Annotated in this window: 25 protein-coding genes; 3 read left to right on the forward strand and 22 right to left on the reverse strand. The window is 68.7% G+C overall.

Features of this window, described 5'->3' with window-relative positions; translation table 11 throughout:
* The 15 genes from DW299_RS05920 to DW299_RS05990 form a co-directional block, all read right to left on the reverse strand.
* Positions 1 to 624 (reverse strand): hypothetical protein (locus DW299_RS05920; RefSeq protein ID WP_136036019.1); only part of this gene is annotated, 624 nt, incomplete at its 3' end.
* Between the two features lie 100 nt (positions 625 to 724).
* The gene (locus DW299_RS05925) at positions 725 to 1,165 is read right to left on the reverse strand and encodes a hypothetical protein (RefSeq protein ID WP_136036020.1); all 441 of its coding nucleotides are present in this window, start codon (positions 1,163 to 1,165) and stop codon (positions 725 to 727) included.
* On the reverse strand, positions 1,162 to 1,452 hold the full coding sequence (locus DW299_RS05930) for an HK97 gp10 family phage protein (protein ID WP_136036021.1): 291 nt from the start codon (positions 1,450 to 1,452) through the stop codon (positions 1,162 to 1,164). Before DW299_RS05930 ends, DW299_RS05925 begins: the two co-directional genes overlap by 4 nt.
* A 14-nt stretch (positions 1,453 to 1,466) precedes the next feature.
* Entirely contained in the window at positions 1,467 to 1,877 is a 411-nt protein-coding gene (locus DW299_RS05935) for a hypothetical protein (RefSeq protein ID WP_136036022.1), read from the reverse strand.
* A gap of 5 nt (positions 1,878 to 1,882) precedes the next feature.
* Positions 1,883 to 2,245, reverse strand: coding sequence for a hypothetical protein (locus DW299_RS05940; protein WP_136036023.1), 363 nt, complete (start codon positions 2,243 to 2,245; stop codon positions 1,883 to 1,885).
* Positions 2,246 to 2,263: 18 nt separating this feature from the next.
* Positions 2,264 to 2,626 carry a hypothetical protein gene (locus tag DW299_RS19375; RefSeq protein WP_205814333.1) on the reverse strand — a complete coding sequence of 121 codons (363 nt, stop codon included), beginning with the start codon at positions 2,624 to 2,626 and terminating at the stop codon, positions 2,264 to 2,266.
* Positions 2,626 to 3,543 carry a phage major capsid protein gene (locus DW299_RS05950; RefSeq protein WP_240745327.1) on the reverse strand — a complete coding sequence of 306 codons (918 nt, stop codon included), beginning with the start codon at positions 3,541 to 3,543 and terminating at the stop codon, positions 2,626 to 2,628. The genes DW299_RS19375 and DW299_RS05950 overlap by 1 nt, the downstream gene beginning before the upstream one ends.
* Positions 3,544 to 3,554: 11 nt before the next feature.
* On the reverse strand, positions 3,555 to 3,920 hold the full coding sequence (locus DW299_RS05955) for a DUF2190 family protein (RefSeq protein ID WP_136036024.1): 366 nt from the start codon (positions 3,918 to 3,920) through the stop codon (positions 3,555 to 3,557).
* Position 3,921: 1 nt separating this feature from the next.
* Entirely contained in the window at positions 3,922 to 5,187 is a 1,266-nt protein-coding gene (locus DW299_RS05960) for a head maturation protease, ClpP-related (RefSeq protein ID WP_136036025.1), read from the reverse strand.
* A complete protein-coding gene (locus DW299_RS05965; protein ID WP_136036026.1) occupies positions 5,184 to 6,629 on the reverse strand; it encodes a phage portal protein family protein in 1,446 nt (481 codons plus the stop codon). The genes DW299_RS05960 and DW299_RS05965 overlap by 4 nt, the downstream gene beginning before the upstream one ends.
* A 14-nt stretch (positions 6,630 to 6,643) precedes the next feature.
* Positions 6,644 to 8,236 carry a hypothetical protein gene (locus DW299_RS05970; RefSeq protein WP_168443084.1) on the reverse strand — a complete coding sequence of 531 codons (1,593 nt, stop codon included), beginning with the start codon at positions 8,234 to 8,236 and terminating at the stop codon, positions 6,644 to 6,646.
* A complete protein-coding gene (locus DW299_RS05975) occupies positions 8,166 to 8,597 on the reverse strand; it encodes a hypothetical protein (RefSeq protein ID WP_136036028.1) in 432 nt (143 codons plus the stop codon). Before DW299_RS05975 ends, DW299_RS05970 begins: the two co-directional genes overlap by 71 nt.
* 140 nt (positions 8,598 to 8,737) lie before the next feature.
* Positions 8,738 to 9,481 (reverse strand): DUF4145 domain-containing protein, encoded by a 744-nt coding sequence (locus DW299_RS05980; protein WP_168443085.1) that lies wholly within the window; start codon positions 9,479 to 9,481, stop codon positions 8,738 to 8,740.
* A 93-nt stretch (positions 9,482 to 9,574) separates the two neighbouring features.
* Complete coding sequence (locus DW299_RS05985; RefSeq protein ID WP_136036030.1) at positions 9,575 to 9,916, reverse strand: hypothetical protein; 342 nt, start codon at positions 9,914 to 9,916, stop codon at positions 9,575 to 9,577.
* Positions 9,913 to 10,218, reverse strand: coding sequence for a hypothetical protein (locus DW299_RS05990; protein ID WP_136036031.1), 306 nt, complete (start codon positions 10,216 to 10,218; stop codon positions 9,913 to 9,915). The genes DW299_RS05985 and DW299_RS05990 overlap by 4 nt, the downstream gene beginning before the upstream one ends.
* Before the next feature lie 206 nt (positions 10,219 to 10,424).
* On the opposite strand from DW299_RS05990, the gene DW299_RS05995 reads away from it, so the two are divergent.
* The gene (locus tag DW299_RS05995; protein ID WP_136036032.1) at positions 10,425 to 10,637 is read left to right on the forward strand and encodes a hypothetical protein; all 213 of its coding nucleotides are present in this window, start codon (positions 10,425 to 10,427) and stop codon (positions 10,635 to 10,637) included.
* A gap of 366 nt (positions 10,638 to 11,003) precedes the next feature.
* Here the strand turns inward: DW299_RS05995 and DW299_RS06000 are convergent, their stop codons facing one another.
* A complete protein-coding gene (locus DW299_RS06000) occupies positions 11,004 to 11,633 on the reverse strand; it encodes a hypothetical protein (RefSeq protein WP_136036033.1) in 630 nt (209 codons plus the stop codon).
* Between the two features lie 290 nt (positions 11,634 to 11,923).
* On the opposite strand from DW299_RS06000, the gene DW299_RS06005 reads away from it, so the two are divergent.
* Together DW299_RS06005 and DW299_RS06010 are read left to right on the forward strand one after the other, a co-directional pair.
* Positions 11,924 to 12,103, forward strand: a complete 180-nt coding sequence (locus DW299_RS06005; protein WP_136036034.1) for a hypothetical protein — start codon at positions 11,924 to 11,926, stop codon at positions 12,101 to 12,103.
* A 44-nt stretch (positions 12,104 to 12,147) separates the two neighbouring features.
* On the forward strand, positions 12,148 to 12,468 hold the full coding sequence (locus tag DW299_RS06010; protein ID WP_136036035.1) for a hypothetical protein: 321 nt from the start codon (positions 12,148 to 12,150) through the stop codon (positions 12,466 to 12,468).
* Between the two features lie 5 nt (positions 12,469 to 12,473).
* On the opposite strand, the gene DW299_RS06015 is transcribed toward DW299_RS06010, so the two are convergent.
* The 6 genes from DW299_RS06015 to DW299_RS06040 all read right to left on the reverse strand — a co-directional run.
* The gene (locus DW299_RS06015; RefSeq protein WP_136036036.1) at positions 12,474 to 12,956 is read right to left on the reverse strand and encodes an XF1762 family protein; all 483 of its coding nucleotides are present in this window, start codon (positions 12,954 to 12,956) and stop codon (positions 12,474 to 12,476) included.
* The gene (locus DW299_RS06020) at positions 12,940 to 13,497 is read right to left on the reverse strand and encodes a hypothetical protein (RefSeq protein ID WP_136036037.1); all 558 of its coding nucleotides are present in this window, start codon (positions 13,495 to 13,497) and stop codon (positions 12,940 to 12,942) included. Before DW299_RS06020 ends, DW299_RS06015 begins: the two co-directional genes overlap by 17 nt.
* Positions 13,475 to 13,954, reverse strand: coding sequence for a single-stranded DNA-binding protein (locus tag DW299_RS06025; RefSeq protein ID WP_136036038.1), 480 nt, complete (start codon positions 13,952 to 13,954; stop codon positions 13,475 to 13,477). The genes DW299_RS06020 and DW299_RS06025 overlap by 23 nt, the downstream gene beginning before the upstream one ends.
* Positions 13,954 to 14,241 (reverse strand): hypothetical protein, encoded by a 288-nt coding sequence (locus DW299_RS06030; RefSeq protein WP_136036039.1) that lies wholly within the window; start codon positions 14,239 to 14,241, stop codon positions 13,954 to 13,956. Before DW299_RS06030 ends, DW299_RS06025 begins: the two co-directional genes overlap by 1 nt.
* Positions 14,238 to 14,468 (reverse strand): hypothetical protein, encoded by a 231-nt coding sequence (locus tag DW299_RS06035; RefSeq protein WP_136036040.1) that lies wholly within the window; start codon positions 14,466 to 14,468, stop codon positions 14,238 to 14,240. The genes DW299_RS06030 and DW299_RS06035 overlap by 4 nt, the downstream gene beginning before the upstream one ends.
* Positions 14,455 to 14,702 (reverse strand): hypothetical protein (locus tag DW299_RS06040; protein WP_205814334.1); only part of this gene is annotated, 248 nt, incomplete at its 5' end. The genes DW299_RS06035 and DW299_RS06040, both read right to left, overlap by 14 nt.

Genomic DNA, 14,702 nt, shown 5'->3' on the forward strand with positions numbered 1-14,702 from the left:
ACCCCCGGCGGGGGTGAACGCGCCGGGGGTGCCGGCCGTGACGCCGGTCGCCGCGACGGAGCCGGGGATTGCGGGGCCCCACTGCCAGAACGGCGCGCCGTTGAACAGCTCGTCCTCCTGCCAGGTGAACGTCACCGCGATGCCCTCGACCTCGCCGCGCGTCTGCTGGTCGGGCTCGACGGCCGTGACCGACGCGACGCCGACCTGCCGCTTCTCGAGGCCGCCGCGGTAGCGGGTGACGACGTAGAGGATGAAGCGGTTGCCGGGCAGCGACGACGAGACCTCGATCACGCCGTTCTCGTCGGGCTCGGCGCCCTCGGTGAGCGCCATCACGGCGGCGTTCTGCTCGGCGAGGTTGATGACGACGGCGCGGGTGCCCTCACCAGCGAGCGTGTAGCCCTTCTGGAAGAACTCGATCGCGTCGCCGGTCTCGCGCGAGGGCGCGGGCCCGCCGTCGACCTTGTACAGACCGAGGCGGCGAGCGGCCGCCGGCAGCACGAGCGGGCTCGCGCCGAGCGCTTCCTTCGCGATGACGTTGGCGAGATCGACCGGGGCGAACGCGCCCATACCGGTGATCGGAACGCCAACGGCCGCGAGGTCGTTGCCCTGGGAATCGGCAGTCATGGGTGTTCTCCTTCACATGAAGAAGGCCCCGCAGGTGCGAGGCCGGATGGGGTGGAACGGTCACGTCGACTGCCGACGTATCCGTGTGTCGGGTGATGGCTCACCAGGAGCCGGCCGCGACGTACTGCGCCGTCAGGTAACGGCGGGCGACGTCGAGCTGTTCGGGGACCGCATACGGGCCGTTGCACCCCGACGGGTCGACGGCGGCGATCGGCGGTGCGGAGATCGGGGGCGGCACGTCCAGCCCAAGGGGGAGATCGAGATCGAACAGGACGCCGGCGAGCCAGAGCGCGAGGTCGTTCGCGGGCTTGTCGTTCAGCCGGGTCCCGGCGAGCACGGATGCCCCGATGGAACGCTCGAAGGTCACGTGCGAGAGCCGTGGGCCGGAGTCGTCACGGATGACGATGAGCGACCGGGTCATCGGCACGGTGAGCTTGGGCGGCTCCTTGTTCGACACCGAGACCTCCAGCCCCTCGGCCGCGGCGAGTGCGCGCACGTAGCCGGTCAGCCACAACTCGAGATCCGGGGGCGTGACTCTCATTGCTTGGCCTGCTTCAGCGCGCGGGCGAGGTTGCCCGTCCTCGACTCGATGAGGAGGGTCTTCTCGTCGGAGCCGGCGACGCGGGTGGTGCGCCGGTAGCGGGACTCGTGGTGCTCGATGTGCAGCCCGTCGCGGTACTCCTCGGTATCGACCGGTGCGGAGGCCTGCGCGATCCCCAGAGCACGCTTGCCGATGCCGTCCACGAGCGCCTCGACCCTCGGCTGCCGAAGGATGGTCTCGAAGAAGGCCTCATTGAACTCGATGTCGGTGTCACCGCTGCGTGCCATGGATCCTCCTCCGGTCAGCCGACCGCGCGGGTCAGCGGGATCTCTCGCGGCGGCGTCCAGCCGGTGAACGGGTTCGTGTCCGCCGCGGGCGGGACGCCGTCGATGCTGTACGTGTCCCCCGTCATCACGGCCCCTTCGGGAACCGTGGTCGCGTCGTCGGGCAGCGGCGGGGCGAAGGTGCCGGTGAAGATCCGGTCGCCCTTCTGGACGTCGAACGCGCCCTCGCAGAAGAGCGACTTGGCTTCGAGCGCCTGCTCGCGGGTCGCGCTGGTCAGCATCGACGTCGACGTCTGCGCGACGAACGCGCCGGGGATGGGGAGCACGGCGGGGACCGACCAGTCGCCGGGGATCTGCTCGCCGGAGTACGGGTCGGTGATGGTGCCGGCGCGCAGCCGGTAGACGGTGCGACCGTGGGGGAAGGACATGCCGCTCACGATGTGTATGTCTCGGGCCAGAGTCGGCTGATAGGCCGCTCGGTTGGGAAGCTGCCTCGGGCGAGTCCCGTACCGCGCGTGGCCGTGCAGATCGCGCGCAGGGCCCGGGTGGGCTGGCCTTCGAACGCGGAGGAGACGTCGGAGTAGTCCACGCCCGCTGATCCGATTCGCTGGCCCTTGATCATGCGCGATCCGCGGGTCTCGGAATCCCGGTAGACCCGCTTCAGGATGGACACAGCGTTTGCCCGTCCCTCGCTGCCGTCGGCGAGCGAGGCGAGGCAGGGGGCGATGTCGTTCGCGATGACGAGCACTTCGCGTGCGAGGTCCTCATCGTTGCCGATCTCGGTGTGCGTGATCACGTCATCGCCCCCTTCTCGTTACTTCTTAGGCTTGCCGACCAGGCCGACGGCCTTGGCGTGCTTGATGCCCTCGGTGGTGAACTCGTCGCCCACCGGAGTGCCGCGGTACACGTACCGCTCGCCGCCGGCCTTCAGCGGCAGGACTGCGACGGGGCCGATGACCTGCAGCGTGTCCGCAGCTGCTTCCGCTGCCGCGACACGCTCGGCCTCTGCCTCGGCCGCAGCCTTCTCGGCCGCCGCCTTCTCGGCCGCCGCCTTCTCGGCCGCCGCCTTCTCGGCCGCAGCCTTGTCGGCCGCCGCCTTCTCGGGCGCAGCCTTCTCGGCCGCCTTCTCGGCCGCAGCCTTCTGCTCGCCGCTCTGCGGCGCGTTCTGACCGGCCATCAGAGGCCCGTGCCCGTCAGCTGGACACCGGCGAGGGGCTCGGTGACGACGGGGACCGTGACGCGACGGCCGCGGAGCTTGTAGCCCTCGGCGTCGTCGTCACGGATGGACTTGACCTCGACTCCGAAGTCGCCTGCGGAGGCGTAGCCGGGGCCGCCGAGCTTCTCGTCGGCCATGCCGCCGAGGTTGTCGCGGTCCACCAGGAGCGGGTTGGCGCCCTGGAAATGCGGCGTGGTGGCCCAGGTGAGGCCGAGCGCGTCGACGGGCAGGTTGCCCTGGATCGCCGTCGCGCCGGACTCCCGCGGGAGCGCCTTGTCGTCGATGAGCATCGCGATGACCTTCGCGTACTGCGCGGGACGCAGCACGACGGTGTCGAGCTCGAAGCCGAGGCCCAGCTCGGCGCGCTCGGCCTGGATGGTGAGGATGGCCTCGACGGCGGCGCCGGCGGTGTCCCACGTCGCGACCGAGTTGAACGTGCTGGACACGCGCGACGCGATCACGGCCATGGCGACGGAGTCGACGAAGCGGATGATCGAGTTCGACACACGCTGGATCCCGCGGTCGACGGGGACGCGGCCCTGGCGGGCGATCTTCTCGTCGGACACGATCGTGTCGAGGCCCCACTTGTCGGTCTTGGCGGACACGACCGTGCCGTCCTCGAGCACGATGAGCGGGTACTCGCCCAGCGGTCCGACCGCTTCGGGATCGCCGTCTGCGAAGACCGGCTCGCCGGTCTCGTAGAAGATGCCGCCGCCGGTCGCGTCGTAACGCGCGGGGAGCAGCCAGTCGGCGATGAACTTCATCTTCGTGATGTCCGCGACGCGGCGAGCGATGAGGCCCTTGTTGGACAGGAACAGATGCAGCTGCTCCGTGGTGAGCGTCCCCGTGGGGTGCTTCACCGGGTAGGTGTAAGACACGTCATCTCCTCTCAGATGAACAGGACGTCGATGACGTCGTTGTCGGCGGCCGCCGCCTCGAGGGCGAGGCCGATGGGGTTGGCCGTCGCGCCGATGGTCTGGATCTTCCCGGCCGCAGCCGAGGAGACCTTGACGCCGGCCGCGATCGCGCCGCTCGCGGTGAGCTGCTGGACGCCGCCGGCGCGGGTGAACACGGTGACGCGCTCTCCGGCCTTGGCGTCGAAGCCCGCGACGCCGACGACGGCGGCGGAGTCGGCGCCCGCGGGGCCGACTGTGCGGTTGCCGGTGACGGCCACGAGGCGGCCTCCGGTCACGTCAGCCGACGCGGTGAAGGTCACCGCCTGGCCCGGCTTGAACTTGGGCAGGTAGTCAGCCATCTCAGGCCTCCGTCTCGGTCGTGTCGCCGGTGAACGCGGCGTACAGGGCGTCGTCGCTGCTGGTCGGCGTGTCGGAGTGCCCGACCTCGTTGACCGCGACGGCGGTGTTCGTGGGGAGCGAGGCGAGCACGCTGGCGTACTCCTTCTCGTCCTTGTCCAGGCGCGCGCGCCAGTCGGCCTTCGACTTCGGGGTGATGCGGCCGGTGCGCAGGGCGGTGTCGACGATCGCGTCGCGGCGCGTGCGGTCCTGCTCGGCGCGCGCCTCGGCCCCGAGTCGCGCGTTGGCCTGGGTCTCCTCCCAGACCGTCGCGTCGACGGCGACGGTTCCCTCGGGCAGGGCGGTGGAGGCGGCAGCGGCCGTCTCCGTGTCGTCGGCCTGCTCCGCGAGCGCCTCGTCGACGGCTGCGAGCAGCTCGTCGTCGGTGGCGTTGGCATCGGTCACGCCGAGCCGCTCACGGAGGCCAGCCGTCAGATCGCTGTAAGCCACAGCTTCTTCCTTTCGGTTGGGGTCACCCGGCTCGGGCGAGCTCGGGAGCTTGGGGCGCGCGGCGGACTGCGCGCGCGCGGGGATGAACGGGGCGGATGCGGCCTCGCGGCCGGGGTGCTGCCACCCGAAGACACGGGCGGCGTCCCGGATGGGGATGACGTTGCGCGCCACCTCGGTGTCGGCGTCGTCCTCGTCCTCGGTGTGGAGGGCGGCGACACGGTCCGCGAGGCCCGCCTCGACGGCTTCCTCGGCGGTGTACCAGGTCTCGGCCTCCATCGCTGCGCGCCACTGTTCGGCGTCGCCGCCGGCACGCTGCGCGTACAGCCCTGCCAGGGTCTGGGACAGCTTGTCGAGGCGCTCGGCCGCCTTCTGCAGCACGGATGCCTGACCCCAGGCGATCGACCATGCATCGTGGATCATCAGGCGGGAACCGGCTCCCATGACGATCTCGTCCGCGCCGAGGATGACGATCGTGGCCGCGGAGGCGGCGAGGCCGTCGACGAACGCCGTCACCTTCGCCTTGTTCCGCGCGAGCGCGTTCATGATCGCCACGCCGTCATCGGCGATGCCGCCGGGCGAGTTGACGTACATCGTGATCTCGTCGACCTCGAGCGTGTCGAGCTCGCGCACGAGGCTCGGCGACGCGACGTCGTCCCACCACTCGTTGCTGCCGATCGTGCCGTAGACGTGCAGCGACGCGGAGCGGTGCTCCTCGTCGTGCTGGAGTCGGAACCAGTCGCGGCCGGCGAGCAGGTCTCCGATGTTCGATGTGGTGCTCATGCGGCCTCCTCAGGCTCGTTGTTCTTTATCCGACGGACGTCGGGGCCGTCGCCGCTCAGGTCGGCACCCGCGAGTCGGATGAGCTCGCGCGCTTCGTCCTGGCGCAGAGGCACCTTGTCGGTGGCGAGGTACACCTTCTGCGCGGTCTCTGCTGCGGCACGCGCACGCTCGGCGGCGGTGGAGTTGTTGTCGGCGGCCTTCCCGAGGAGCGCCTCGACCGGAAGGCCCCAGCGGTCGCGCACGTATGCGCGCAGGGCTTCGTCGACCACGAGCGCTCCGCACTCGATGAGTGCCTTGATGACCTCCGCGGTGACGGGCTGCCGTTCGCCGATCGGCGCCGGAACGAGGCGCGGTGCCGGCTCCTCCGGCCCCCAGTTCGCGTCGACGAGATCCTCGATGACGTGCTGATCGACGACGTCGGCGACGTGCTCGGCGATCGTGTTCAGCGAGTCGGTGAAGAAGCTGCCGAGCACGTCGCTGAGTGCGTACGAGCCCTTGGAGTTGTTGCCGCCGAGGTTGAGGAAGTTCGCCAGAACCGCGCGGGCGATCTGCTCGTCGTAGTAGCGGATCGCCTGGTCGGTGTCGGGCAGCTTGCCGGTGACGCCGACGAACTTCATGTCAGAGCCGTGCGGGAGGCTGACGCCCGCCGCGTCGCCCGACCGTGCTTCCTTCGCGATCTTCTCGTTGTTCTTGATCTGCTCGTCGAGCCACGTCACCGCGGCGTCGAAGTCGTCACCCTCGGGGGGCTCCGCGGAGATCACGACCGGAAGGCCGAGGCCGTTACGCTCGGCGGTCAGCGCCTGGATGCGCAGCACGCGATCCTTCAGCACGAACATCTTGTATGCAGCTCGCAGCAGCGACTCGCCGATCCAGTTGGCACCCTCGCGCTCGTTGACGAACGCGACGACGCGGTCGACCGGGATGCGGACGTCGTTACGGCCGGCGACGCCGTGCTGCTTGATCGCGACGAGGCCGCCGTCCGAGGCGACCTCGATGTCGGAGATCGTGCGCGGCGGACGCCAGGCGAGCTTGGCGATGTGCGCGAGACCGTTGTCGTCGATTGAGTAGACCTGCTCGAAGAAGCTGTGACCGTAGACGAGCTCGAGCAACGCGAGGCGAAGGAACTCGTGGAACGAGAACCGCCCCTTGCGTCGGCGCGGCGCGACGAACGGCTTCCCCTTGACGGCCAGACCGAGGTCACGCGCAACATGCTCGGTGACCTCGTCGCGGCATCCGCTGCCGTCTATCACCCAGTCGGTGCGCATCAGAGGGAGTGTGACGGCGCGGAGCACGGACTTCACCTGCGGGTCTTCGCGGCGCATGCGGTCGAACACGTTGTTCGACTGCGGCCACTGCAGGTCCGGGTTCCGCTCCCCCACCCACGCCAGCAGCGACGCCCACGTCACGACGCCCGGGTCCGCCTGGTATCCGATCTCGGTCAAGGCGGACCTCCTTCTCAGAACTGGAACGTTGCGAGGTTGACCTCGTCGCGCTCGACATCGTCTCGGCGGATGACGACCGCTGCCGGCGGCCGCGGCTTGCGCTTCTTGGGGGATGCCTCAGACTTCAGGACGCCCCACAGCGCCCACGTGATGGCCTGAGCCATGGACACGGGCTTGGTCGGGTCGGACTGCTCCCAGGTCACACCAGCGCGGCCGATGTTGCGGGTGGTCGCCAGCTCGAGCGAGCGCGTCACCTCGTCCTGGGGACGGTGCGGCACGAGCCCGGCGTTCACGTGCTCGATGAACAGCGTGTGTGCAGCGGCGATCTCGTCGAGGTTCATCGCGAGGTACTTGATCCCGGCGGCGTCGAGTGCGCCGATCACGGCGGCCGCGTTCTTCGCGTCGAGCACGACGAGCGCGTTGCCATACTGCGCCTTCAGCTCCTTGAGCTTCGGCGCGATCCAGCGGGTCCCCGCGGCGGTGTGGAGGTGCTCGACGGCGATCGATTCGGAGTCGACGCGGACGGCGGCGCCGATCGTGCCGTACCCGCCGCCTCGTCCGAGGGCCAGCGAGAGCACGACGCCGTCGCCGCCGACCGCGGCCGACTCGTCGGCGTGCCGCTTCCACGCCTCGAGGTCGAGGTCGGACAGCTTCGCGGCCACCTCGGGGCGGCGGCTTGGCCAGATCGAGCAGCGCTGACGTGCGAACGCATCCGGGTTGGTCTGCCCCATACGGTTCCAGTCGTCCTGCACGGTCTTGAACGCCAGGCGGATACCGAGGCCCGGGTTCGCTTCGCGCCATGTCTGCGGGTCGCCGAGGTCGATCTTCGCCGCGGTGTCAGGGTCGTCGGAGCCGACCGGGGTGTGCTCGATCCATCCGGTGCGCTCGAGGCCGCCCTTGCGGCCACGGTCGCGGAGTCCCTCGAAGTACTCGCCGTCCTGGTCCTCTTTCGGGACCGTGCCGGTGAAGAGCACCTGCTTGTTCGGGCTGGCGTCGGTCGCTGGCAGCAGCGCCTCGAGGATCGTCAACGGGGTGTGCTGCGCCTCGTCGATGATCAGCACGTCGAAGGAGACACCGACGCCGGCGGCCCCCGTACGCGTGAAGAACACCAGCCGGTTGCCGTTCTTCAGCTCGATCGCCCAGTTGCCGTTGCCGGTCGAGATGCCCGTCACGCCCTGCGCGGTCTGCTTGCCACCGCCGACGAGCTCGGCGCGCAGGATCGGTGACGCCAGGATGATGCGGCGAGCGCGGCGGAATGCCTCGCGGGCCGTTGCGCCCTCGTGTGCAGTGTGGCCGATGAGCTTCGGTGCGCCGTCCTCGCGCGGCCACAGGTACAGGTGGGCGAGCTCGTACGGGAGCAGGATGTTGCCCTTGCCCTGCTGGCGAGACACGAGGATCCCGAACTCAGTGGCGGCCCACTGACCATCGGCGTCGATGGATGCCACCGCCTCGAGCGCGCCCTCCTGCCAGGGGTCGCACTGGACGTTGGCGAGGTCACAGATGTCGAGGACGTCGTCGAGGAGGGTGTCGACTCGGCTAGCCGGTAGCGCCCGTACCCGCGGCTCTTGCAGCCCGAGCGGCGCGAGCTTGGGCGAGTTGGTCGGCAAGGCTCAGCTCCTTCGGCGGCTCCACTGGCCCGCGGGTCGCTTCGACCGCCTTCTGGAACACGGTGGCGATGGGAGCGATGCGGGTCGGGTCCTTCTCCGCCACGGTCTTGAACACGGTGCGGAGTGTGTCGACGATGAGCTTCATGTCGTCGGTCTCGCCACCGGATTGGTCAGTGGTGTCGGCGTCGCCATTGGGCTGCTCGGTGCCGGTGGCCGCGTCGAATTTGGGCGACTTGCGACCGGACGACTTCCGCCCGGCTTCGGTGTGCGCCCGACGGCACGCCTCGTCGACCTCGACGCCCTCGCGGAGGTGTCGGCGGTAGGCCGCGTCGGTGCCACAGGGCGCTTTGGGACGTCCCATAACTCCCCCTGACTCCCAATTCCCCCATGCGCCGTTTTTACCTGCGGAGAGAGCTGCCAGGACCGCGCGGGAGGTGGGCAGCGACCGGGCGACCCTGGATTTTCTGACGATCCGGCGCCGGGCTCAGCGCGTGCAGGTTGCTACTTGTCCGTTTCGTGGCGAGCGAGGAGCCGCTTCAGACGATCGGTGACAGCGAACACGTCGTTGAGCACTTCGTCCATAAGCAGCAGCACGTCAGCTGCGTCTTGTTCGGTGACGGCGGTAGTAGCGAAGTCGCCGTGGGCCATGTCATTGCCGAGCAGTCGAATGGCGTGCGCAGCTTGCACGATCTGTGGTCGGATCAGCTGGCTCGTGCCCATCGCCTCGATCTTCGCGAATAGACCTCTTTCAGTGACGTCCTTGCTCTTCGCTGTCGCCTCGATCACAGCTCGAGCCATCAGCACGGCTGCGCGGTGAGCACCTATGCTCAGGCATCGATGCGCTTCGTCGGCCGGGGCCGCGATCTCAGGCAATATGTCGTGATACTCCATGCCGACGGGCGCGATCGGTTCCCAGTACTGCACCCCTTGTCGCAGAAGCGATGCAAGCTCGGTGCGACGCATCTGAGGGTGCGCGTGGGACACGGAAGTTTGCACTCCGTCAACGGCGTCGAGCACACCGATTTGGGTTGTGCCGCCGATGACGAATCGATGGCACGCGGTGCACTGAAAGGCTGCCTCAACCCGACGCGAGCGCTCGTCGATCCAGCGCACGCTGTCTTCCACGTAGACCATGTGCGTGATCTTCTTGCAGTGAGGGCAGGTGTGGTCAGCCTGGGCGGTCATGACACGACCGTACATGCGGTGCACACCGCGGTAGAAGTCGGCGAGGTCAAGCGTCGCCATGGTGTACTCGCCTCCTATTCGATGGGTACCCATTGGCGCGCGGGATGCCGAGGCCGCCGACGGCGTATCTTCAGCCCACCGGCAGGACTGCCGTCAGTCTCCCCCGCTCGTCGCGAGGGCCGGGGCGGCCTCGATCATCAGGGCGTCCCGCTCCTCGGGGCTCAGACCGTCAGCCTCGACGATCTCGTCCGCGATCATGCCGCGTGCGCCATACGGGCTGCGGGGCGTGACGATCGCGACCGGGTCGATGCTCAGTGCGTCGGCGTGCTCCTGCCCTGCCTGCTTCGTGGGAGCGAGGACGATGATGCGGCGCGTCGGGTCAGGTGCGACGTCGACCGCCTCTACGGGATCGCCCAGCACGTCGGCCAGGTCCTCCCAGCCGGCCCCCGGCTCGCCCTCAGCGACGACGACGTCGACGTGGTTGCTCGTGGTCATGATGCCTCCCAGATCTCGGTGGCGGCGTGGTCGCTCTTGAGCGAGTTGCAGCGGCGGTGCATCGGGACGAGCACCTGGCCGACGAGGCGGCCGCCGTTCGCGATCGCGGTATCGTGGTCGGCGGTGAAGCTCATCCGGTCAGTGGATGACAGGTCAGTGTCGATCGGCTCGCCGCATCCCCAGCCAGACGGTGAGCCGTGGCCGCAGGGCAGGTTCTCCGCCTTCGTGCGGCGCTTCAGCGCGGCTTGCTGGCGGCGGTAGGCGCGATGCCCCTTTCCGTCCCGAACTCTCTTCGCAGCCACGATGACACCTCCATAGGCGCTGGCGCTCGGACTGAGGGGCGGACGCACTCACGGACCGGAACGCGGCGCGAACCCTCAACCCTCCGCCCGAGGAGCCTTCGAGCATTCATCTATGGTGCGATCGCGTGTCGAGCCTTGTAGATGTTGCTCATCCACGGGACGATGCGGGTCTACCGAAGCGCTGGGCTGAGGACGAACGGAGCATCATGGCAGTGATCCAGGTGGAGGTGCCGGATAGGAAGATCTTGGAGCACCTCGTAAAGGAGCGGAGACTCATCGTGGGCGAAGTCATCGCAGCGCCGCAACTCGAGGTGGCGACGATACCTGCGACAGCTAACACGGACGTTCGGCATCAGGTGCAGGTGTCGCTCGTGTACCAGATCAGTGGCGAAGAGATGGAAGCTCTGCGCAAGGCGTGATTCCCGGCGGGCGGCCGGTGGACATGCCGGCCGCCCTTGGGCGTGTCCGGCCTGCTCAGCCCACGCGCGAGATAGGTGCGCCGCAGCGAAGGCAGGCCGGAAGACTGGGCCCCGCCGCCCATCACCGTTCGAATGTGCGCATCATGCGACCTGGGGACGAGGCTGCTCGCCCTCGACCGGGCTCCCGTTCATGCCGGGCGGCGAGGGGCCATGGCTAGCGAAACGGTCGCTCTGCAGAGGGATGAGAACGTGTGGTGGCGGGGCGCCCACCTGGGAACGACGGAAGCCCCGCCGGATCGGCAGGGCTTCGGTCACAGTTCAGGTGCAAGCACAGCTTAACACCGACTGGCGACACACGCGGAATCATCACGTTCGCGCGTCGGATGGGATGGATCGGGACGCGCGCTGCTTCTCCTGCATGAGTGCGGCAACCTCGTCGACGGATGAAGCGTGGACGTACTTCATGACCGTGCCGCGTGGTCCCCGGTGCTGAGCAACCACGGTCAGGTGCTCCTTCTGCACCCACCGCTGCACCTGGCGCTGGTCGACCTTCGCCCGTACAGCGGCCTGCTGCAGCGTCAGCAGCGGGTCGTACCACTCGCGCACCGGGGCGCTCGCGGGCTCGTCCTCGGTCTCGTCGTCCGGGTAGACGAACACGTCGGTGCGGCGCTCGGTCCCCCACTTCGCCATCGCGTCAGCGACCGACCAGCCGTCGCGCAGCCCCTCCACCTCTGGGTGCCGGTCGAGCACAACCTCACCCATCCACGTCATCACCTCGCGGTCGTTCGAGTAGTCCGACAGGGTGACGTGCCACCACGGCTCGAGCTTCTCGAGGACGGCGAGCGCATCGATGAGGTCAGCGTCGATCGGTGCCGGCGGCTCGGTCGCGGATGAGCGGCCACCGGGCGCCTTGTCTGTCGGTGTGGCCTTCATCGGGTCCGCCAGCGACCGCACCCGGCCGATCAGGTCGGGGCCGTCGGCGAGCAGAGCTCTCATCCGGCCGAAGCAGCGATCGCAGACCAGCGACCCGTCGCGGCACTCGCGCGGCGCGCAGCCATCGCAAGGGAACGGACCCACGTAGTCGGGCCCGCTGAACCGGCACGCGGCATAGTGCTCGCCCGGGCGCACGCACCCCCGGATGCAGTGACGGTCAGACATCGGCGATTCCTTCCGCTGACCGCAGCGCAGGAACGGGCTCGGTGATGACCATGCGATGGGCACTCATCTTGGTGCGCTTGCTGGGCTGAATCCAGAACCCGTATCTATCGGGTGCGGATGCGCGTAGCGTGAGCAACATGTGGACCGTCCTCGTCATCTTGCTCATCGTGTGGGCCGTCCTGGCCGTTGTCGGTTTCGCCATCAAGGGCCTGCTCTGGCTGGCAATCATCGGAATCATCCTGTTCGTCGGCACTGTGATCTTCGGGCTCTTGAGGAACCGCAGCCGTAACGGTCCCTCCGGGCCCTGAACGTGCTCCGCCGATCCCGGCGGAGATAACGAAGGAGCAATGCCATGTCTGTTGGAGACCACATCAAGGCGGCGTCTGAAGGCGCCTCGCATCTCACCCAGCGCGTGGTGGACGCGGTCGAACGCAAAGTCAACGATGCGACAACGGCCGTTGAAAGCGCGACGGGAACGACCGGAGAGAAGATCCGCGAGATCATCGGCCGAAGCGGGAAGGAGGAGGAGACTGCCCGTGCGGCCGCAGACGATAGGTCCGATCGGGACGCTACCGAACACTGGGCTGACGACGGCGGTGAGACGCTTACTGCGCCTCACGATCGTTCTCTGAAGCCCAAGCACATCGCTGGCCAGCATCCGGAACGCGGATAGCGAGTTCACTTTTCCGCTCCTTCCTGCTTCACCGGCACCCGGCCAGCTCTCCAACGGCGCTTCGTCTCGGTGGGCGCCGGGTCCTCTCGCGGGCGGTCCTCTCGGTCCCACGACCCGCCGCCTGTGAGGCCGTCGTCGACCCATCCGGCCGCGCGCAGGGAGACCCCGCTCTCGCTGGCGAGGGTGTAGGTGATGATCCGGTGGGGCGGGTAGCCGAGCGCGACACCGGCGCGGCGGAGCGACCCATAGATCATCGAGCAGCCGTTGCGGGTGCCGTCGGTGCAGACCCTCACGACTTCGAGGTATCCGTCACGGTCGAGCATGCGCGAGCGCGGTCGGCTCGCGATGCCCACGCCGTGAAGCACGCCGTCGGCGTCGCGGATCGACACGCTGAACTTGTGCCCGCGCGACGCCTTGTGGTGCCGGTGGTGCTCCGAGACGTAGGCATTCGCCGCCCGGAGCCCGATCGGCTCAACTCGCAGCGGCACGGTTCTCTCCCTGCTCGGTGACGGCGGATGCAGCACGCAGAGCGGCACGCATCCACAGAGCGCCCTGCAGGAAGGAGAGCCGACGGACTGCGCGAGCGGAGGCAACGTTCGCGTCGCTGGGATCGTGCGGCCACTTGCGTACCGCCTCTGCGGTCACCTGCGCGTCGGACGGTTCGCCCTGCGGCTCCTCGATGCTCCTGCAGTTCCGTGATGCTCCTGCAGTTGCGCGCTCGACCTGCACCACCTCGGAACGACGGAAGCCGAAACCAGCCGCAGCGAGTCGACCGGCGACATCGGCATAGGGCAGATCCTCCGGGCCTCGCGAGTAGCTGCCCTGCGCGATGATCCGGCGCATCCCTTCCCGCTCGTCGTCGGTCGGAGTGTGCGCCTCGCCCACGACCTTCGCCGCGGTCACTGCCAGCCCCCGCACGTAGTCCGTAAGCTGCTCCGGCGACAGTGCACCCATCCCGCCGTCGTACACCTCATCGCGCAGCGCCTTCTCGAGCTCGTCGATCAGCTCAGAACGGTGTGTCGTCGCCATAGTTCCACTCCCCTCCAGTGGGCGGCTCCGAAGTCACCCACTGCTGTTCCTGCGCCGGCGCGGACGCTGCCGGGCGCTGCTGGCCGTTGCCGTGTGCGGCGCGCGTGACCTGCGCCGTCGCGAAGCGGAGCGACGGACCGATCTCATGGATCTCGAGCTCGAACGTCGTGCGCTGGTTGCCCTCACGGTCCTGGTAGTTCCGCTGACGGAGACGACCCTGGACGATCGCGCGCATGCCCTTCGTGAACGTCGCGGCGATGTGCTCGGCGGTGTCGCGCCAGGCGACCGCGCGGAGGAACAGGCTCTCGCCGTCCTTGTACCCGCCAGCCTCGCGATCGGCGATCCGGGCGGTCGACGCGATCGTGAGGTTCACGACCGGGACGCTGCCCTGCGTGAAGCGGAGCTCGGGATCGGCGGTCAGGTTGCCGACGACGGTGATGATCGTTTCGCCGGCCATCAGTCCTCGTCCCCCGGCTGCTGCGCGAACGTGACCGGGACGATCTGGCCCGCGTCGAGCGTGATGCGCGCGGACGGCATGGCCTCGATGAAGAACTCGGCCGGGACCGACACCTCGAGCTTCACGATGAAGTCGCCGGGCGCGACCTCGGCGTCGGTGGACTTGACCGTCTTCACGACCGTCATCCCTTCGAGGTTCCCGTAGTAGCTGCCCTTCGGGCGGAGGTGCAGGTACACCGTGTCCGTCAACGTCTTCGGCGTGAAGCTGCCGATCTTGATCTCGCTCATGCTGTCTTCCCCTCTTCTGCGAGCCACCGCTCGCGCTCTCCGGCGAGATACCGCCGGAGCTGTTCGGTCTTCTCCTGGAACGCCTGCGCCAGCGCGTCCTTCACCGGCAGAGCGACGAGGCGCTCCCGGCGAAGACGACGACGCCGTGCCGACGACTGCTCCAACTCGGCGATGAACTCCGCGAACCACTCGTCGCAGAGCCGCCAATCGGCCTCAGAACGGATCACCACCCCACTCCTTCCCGTGCTGGTCGAGCTCCTTGTGGTAAGTCGCGAGCTTCTCCTCGTAGATGCGGCGCGCGAGCCACTCGTCGCGCTGCAGGCGGGCCGTCCGGCAGGGCCCGCACGAGACCTTCTGGATCCCGTTCGGGTGCTCGGAGCAGCCGATCGGCGGAGCATCGAGCAGCAGCGGGCGTGCCGGCGGTGCGGGCACCGCTTCGCGCTCCCCCGCCACCGCGGCCC

This window comes from Microbacterium sp. K35 (genome assembly GCF_004794375.1).
Classification (GTDB): Bacteria; Actinomycetota; Actinomycetes; order Actinomycetales; family Microbacteriaceae; genus Microbacterium; species Microbacterium sufflavum.

Excerpts from the sequence above, each read along its gene's own strand:
- DW299_RS05995 (WP_136036032.1), top strand. The coding sequence starts at position 10,425 with ATGGCAGTGATCCAGGTGGAGGTGCCGGATAGGAAGATCTTGGAGCAC.
- DW299_RS06000 (WP_136036033.1), bottom strand. The coding sequence starts at position 11,633 with ATGAGAGCTCTGCTCGCCGACGGCCCCGACCTGATCGGCCGGGTGCGG.
- DW299_RS06020 (WP_136036037.1), bottom strand. The coding sequence starts at position 13,497 with ATGGCGACGACACACCGTTCTGAGCTGATCGACGAGCTCGAGAAGGCG.
- DW299_RS05985 (WP_136036030.1), bottom strand. The coding sequence starts at position 9,916 with ATGACCACGAGCAACCACGTCGACGTCGTCGTCGCTGAGGGCGAGCCG.
- DW299_RS05955 (WP_136036024.1), bottom strand. The coding sequence starts at position 3,920 with ATGGCTGACTACCTGCCCAAGTTCAAGCCGGGCCAGGCGGTGACCTTC.
- DW299_RS05930 (WP_136036021.1), bottom strand. The coding sequence starts at position 1,452 with ATGGCACGCAGCGGTGACACCGACATCGAGTTCAATGAGGCCTTCTTC.
- DW299_RS05925 (WP_136036020.1), bottom strand. The coding sequence starts at position 1,165 with ATGAGAGTCACGCCCCCGGATCTCGAGTTGTGGCTGACCGGCTACGTG.
- DW299_RS19375 (WP_205814333.1), bottom strand. The coding sequence starts at position 2,626 with ATGGCCGGTCAGAACGCGCCGCAGAGCGGCGAGCAGAAGGCTGCGGCC.
- DW299_RS06010 (WP_136036035.1), top strand. The coding sequence starts at position 12,148 with ATGTCTGTTGGAGACCACATCAAGGCGGCGTCTGAAGGCGCCTCGCAT.
- DW299_RS05980 (WP_168443085.1), bottom strand. The coding sequence starts at position 9,481 with ATGGCGACGCTTGACCTCGCCGACTTCTACCGCGGTGTGCACCGCATG.
- DW299_RS06025 (WP_136036038.1), bottom strand. The coding sequence starts at position 13,954 with ATGGCCGGCGAAACGATCATCACCGTCGTCGGCAACCTGACCGCCGAT.
- DW299_RS06030 (WP_136036039.1), bottom strand. The coding sequence starts at position 14,241 with ATGAGCGAGATCAAGATCGGCAGCTTCACGCCGAAGACGTTGACGGAC.
- DW299_RS05975 (WP_136036028.1), bottom strand. The coding sequence starts at position 8,597 with ATGGGACGTCCCAAAGCGCCCTGTGGCACCGACGCGGCCTACCGCCGA.
- DW299_RS05935 (WP_136036022.1), bottom strand. The coding sequence starts at position 1,877 with ATGTCCTTCCCCCACGGTCGCACCGTCTACCGGCTGCGCGCCGGCACC.
- DW299_RS05960 (WP_136036025.1), bottom strand. The coding sequence starts at position 5,187 with ATGAGCACCACATCGAACATCGGAGACCTGCTCGCCGGCCGCGACTGG.